At 71.0% G+C, this 4,147-nt stretch carries 4 protein-coding genes; 1 reads left to right on the plus strand and 3 read right to left on the minus strand.

The features are described from left to right. Positions 1-168: 168 nt before the first annotated feature. The 3 genes from QH283_RS07915 to QH283_RS07925 form a co-directional block, all read right to left on the minus strand. Positions 169-438, minus strand: a complete 270-nt coding sequence (locus QH283_RS07915; RefSeq protein WP_280502365.1) for a GlsB/YeaQ/YmgE family stress response membrane protein — start codon at positions 436-438, stop codon at positions 169-171. Positions 439-578: 140 nt separating this feature from the next. Then, on the minus strand, positions 579-2,099 hold the full coding sequence (locus QH283_RS07920) for a threonine/serine ThrE exporter family protein (protein WP_280502366.1): 1,521 nt from the start codon (positions 2,097-2,099) through the stop codon (positions 579-581). A gap of 88 nt (positions 2,100-2,187) precedes the next feature. Further along, the gene (locus QH283_RS07925; protein ID WP_280502367.1) at positions 2,188-2,820 is read right to left on the minus strand and encodes a TetR/AcrR family transcriptional regulator; all 633 of its coding nucleotides are present in this window, start codon (positions 2,818-2,820) and stop codon (positions 2,188-2,190) included. A gap of 151 nt (positions 2,821-2,971) precedes the next feature. Between QH283_RS07925 and QH283_RS07930 the strand changes: the two genes are divergently transcribed. Continuing rightward, positions 2,972-4,147 (plus strand): acyl-CoA dehydrogenase family protein (locus QH283_RS07930; protein ID WP_280502368.1); only part of this gene is annotated, 1,176 nt, incomplete at its 3' end.

Genomic DNA, 4,147 nt, shown 5'->3' on the forward strand with positions numbered 1-4,147 from the left:
GGCCCTCGGGGTCCGCTCCCTATATTTTTTCTCACACCCCCCCCCACCCCGCCGGGGGGGCGGCGCGCCCCCCCCCCCCCCCCCTGCCCGACCGGACCGACGATACCGGCCCGGTCGTATTGTCGCACCGGTGTCCACCGAAGGCGAAACCTCCGCCGACGGCTGGTGTCAGCGCTTGCCCTGCAGGACCGGCGCCAGGAACAGCAACACGATCGCCGCGATCACGGCGAAGATGAAGCCCCAGAAGTTGAGCTCGGTGATGGACCCCTTTCCGATGAGGCTGGCCAGGATGCCGCCGATGAGGGCGCCCGCCATGCCGAGCAGTGCGGTGAGCTTGAAGCTCATCTTGTCGTCGCCGGGCGTGAGGGCCCGGGCGAGATACCCGATGATCACGCCGATGATCAGGAAGCCGACGATCTGTACGATTGCGTTCCACATACCCGACAACTCTCCAATCGGGAACCCGGCTTGTCCAGCGACATGCCGTAGCGATCCGCTGTACACAGTGTGAATTCCTGCTACCGATTCCGTTGCGACCGCGTGGTTCCCGTGCGCGGCGGCCGCCGATGAGATATGGACTAACCGGACAGGTCCGGTCGATCGCGCCGGGCGCCGGGCGGCTGCCGGTTCGTCGCCGCCTTCTGATCTGCCACCTGTTGCCGTCGTTTGCGCATGAGGACCGGTTTGCGCAGCACCACCGCAGGCCTGCGCACCACCGACGGTTTCCGTAGCGCGCCGAAGCGCCTGCGCAGCCGTGGCCTGCGCAGGGTGCGGTCGATCCACTCGCCGAGGGTCACCCCGGCCGCGAGCGCGCAGCCGACGCCGAAGGCGGCGAACAGGTGGTCGAAGCCCAGTGCCAGCTCGTCCTCCAGCAGCGCCGACAGGCCCCGGTAGACCTTCAGGCCGGGCAGCAGCGGGGTGATGCCCGCGACCGCGACCACCAGCGGCGGGGTCATCGCCCGCCGGGCGGCCAGACCACCGGCGAGACCGACGAGGGTGGCCGCCACACCGGAGGAGATGATCGGCCCGAATCCCATGTGCTGGACGAACAGATAGCAGATGGTGCCCGCCGCGCCGCCGAAGGCCGCGGCCGTCAGTGCTCGGCGCTCGGCGTAGCAGGCCAGTGCGAAGGCGGCCGCCGCGGCGGCGCCCGCGATGATCTTGACCGGCAGGTCGGTGATGTCGCGGCCCGCGTTCAGGTCGATCGCCGGCACGGTCGCGCCCACCGTCACGCCCAGCCGCAACGCCAGGGCGATGCCCGCGATGATGCCGCCGGTCATCATCACCACCTCGAGCATGCGGGCGGAGGCGGTGATGGGCGCACCGGTGATGGCGTCCTGCACCGAGCCGACCAGGGCGAGGCCGCTGAGCAGCACGGTGATGCCCGCCGCCACCACGAGCGTGGCATCGATGCGCACCCCGAGCGGTTCGCCGAAGGTGGCCAACAGCACGGCCGGGGTGGCGGCGATGAAGCCGCCGACGACGTGCTGGAAGAAGAAGGGCAGGCCGTACTGGTTGAGCGTGCGGTTGGCCCGGTCGATGGCGCCGGTGGTGAGGAAGGCCAGCGCCGACACCAGCAGATCGGCGCCGAGCAGGGCGGCGATGGCGGCGGCCATCAGCGACCAGCCAAGCGTCGACATCCAGCGCGGGTAGGGATGCGGCGCGGCCACGATGGCGTCGAGTTCGGCGCGGGCGGCGGCGGGGGAGAGCACCTGGTCGCGGATGCGCCGGGTCAGGCGGTCGGCTGCGGCCAGCCGGGTGAAGTCGTGCGAGCGGTAGCGCACGATGCGCATGGTGCCCGCGGGTGGCAGACGCGGCCCGCGATCGGCCCACACGCGAATGGAGTCGTAGGTGACATCGACATCACAGCGGGTCAGGCCGTAGGTGGCGGCGACGAAGCGCACCTGGTTCGCGGTGTCGATCACGCCGGTGCCGGAGGCCAGCACCACCTCACCGACGCGGACCGCCAGATCGAGCACCTCGGCCACCTCGGCCTCGTCGGTGAGATCGATCGGCCGCAGTGGCGCGGGCGGCGCGAGGATGGCGTCCACGGTCGCCGGGCGGTCGGCGACCAGTAGGCCGACCGCGCGTTCCAGCATTTTCGGCGCCCTGCGCAGGCGGCGGTGGCCGCCCCACGCCGACCGTGGTTCGTGGGGGACCAACTGGTCCGCCCCTTCCGTGTTCTCGTCAGGCCCCATGCCCGCGAAGGTAGTCGTCCTCCGCGGGTGCGTTCCTGGCCGGCGGTTCGCCACCGATTCGCCCGGCGGGTGCTCGCCCGGTTCGCGCGGCGTGCTGTTCGGCGAATTCGCGCAGCAGCCGCCGCAACGCCCACTCCAGGGTCGCGGTGTCGCCGCCGGGGTCGAGTTCCTGGAAGCCGGCCAGCAGGTACATCGCCGAGTGCGCGCGGGCCAGCGCCTCCCGCTCGTCGTCGAAGACCGCGCGGGCCGCGCGCAGCACCACCTCGGTGCGGCTGCGGTCCACCCGCTCCTGCACCGCACCGACCTCGGGATCGACCCGGCTCCACACCCGGATGGCGGCCTCGGCGCGGTGCGGGAGCGCGAGGGCGAACTCGAGCAGGGTCTCCAGCTGTTCGAGCGGGTCGTCCTGGTCGCCGGTCAGGCCGACCAGCCGGGTGGTGCGGTCGGCCAGCCAGTGGTCGAGCAACTGGCTGGTGAAGTCGTGCCAGTTCTGGAAGTAGTGATAGAAGGAGCCGGTCGTGACGTTGAGCCGCTTGCACAAGGGCGCCTGCTTGAGCGCGCTGTACCCCTCCGCGGAGAGCATGTCGAACGCGGCGTCGAAGTAGTCCTGCTTGGTGGCCATCGGTCTCCGTGGGTGGGTCGGCGTGTTCGCCCGCCATTGTCCTCTGTGCTCCCGCGGTGGCGTGATCCTCCGTGCTGCTCGGTGGCGCGGCACACACACCCCGCGGTCGCGGGTCACGTTTGATCGGCGGTCGCGCGGCTATGGTCAGGTCATGGGAACCGGTAGCTCGACGGCAGATCATCTACGCGCGGCGCTCGACGGACCGTGGCGCGACATACGGGAGCAGGCGCGCAAGGAGCTCGCCGACGAACGTTTCGCCGGCGACCCGACGCTGGACTACAAGGCGGCCCGCGCCAGGGTGCTCGAACAGATGCGGGAACTGGCCGCGCGCGACTACGCCAAACGCGGCTTCGGACTCGAGGCGGGTGGGCTGGCCGATCCGGGTGGCGCGGTGACAGCCCTGGAGATGGTCGCCTACGCCGATCTGTCGCTGTGGGTGAAATCGGGCGTGCAGTGGGGCCTGTTCGGCGGCGCGGTGGAGAACCTCGGCACCGAGCGGCACCGCGAGTACCTGAAGAAGCTGATCACGCTGGATCTGCTCGGCTGTTTCGCGATGACCGAGTCCGGTCACGGCAGCGATGTCGCCAGCCTGGAGACCACCGCCACCTACGACCCGGACACCCAGGAGTTCGTGATCCACACCCCGACGCCCTCGGCGCGCAAGGACTACATCGGCGGCGCGGCCGAGCACGCTCGGATGGCGGCGGTGTTCGCGCAGCTGATCACCCAGGGCGAGAGCAAGGGCGTGCACTGCTTCCTGGTGCCGATCCGCGACGAGCAGGGCGCCGATCTGCCCGGCGTGACCACCAGCGACGACGGCCTCAAGGGCGGCCTGCTCGGGGTGGACAACGGCCGCATCGTCTTCGACCACGTGCGGGTGCCGCGCGAGGCGCTGCTCAACCGCTACGCCGACGTCGCCCCCGACGGCAGCTACTCCTCGCCCATCGAGAACCCCAGCAGGCGGTTCTTCACCACCCTGGGCACCCTGGTGCGCGGGCGTATCAGTGTCGGCGGCGCGGCCGCGGCGGGCGCGCGGGTGGCGCTGAGCATCGCGGTCCGCTACGCCCTGCAGCGCCGCCAGTTCTCCGATCCCGACTCCGGCGAGGAAGTCGTGCTCATGGACTACCGGATGCACCAGCGCAGGCTGCTGCCGCTGGTCGCCAAGTCCTACGCCTACGCCTTCGCCCAGAACGACCTGGTGCGGCGCATGCACCTGGTGCAGAGCGGCCAGGACCTCGACCCCGGCGCCCAGCGCGCGCTGGAGAAGCGGGCGGCGGGCCTGAAGGTGGCCCAGACCAGGCAAGCCACTCGCGCCCTCCAGGAGTGG

It is taken from the genome of Nocardia farcinica (assembly GCF_029867845.1).
In the GTDB taxonomy this organism is placed as follows: Bacteria; Actinomycetota; Actinomycetes; order Mycobacteriales; family Mycobacteriaceae; genus Nocardia; species Nocardia farcinica_A.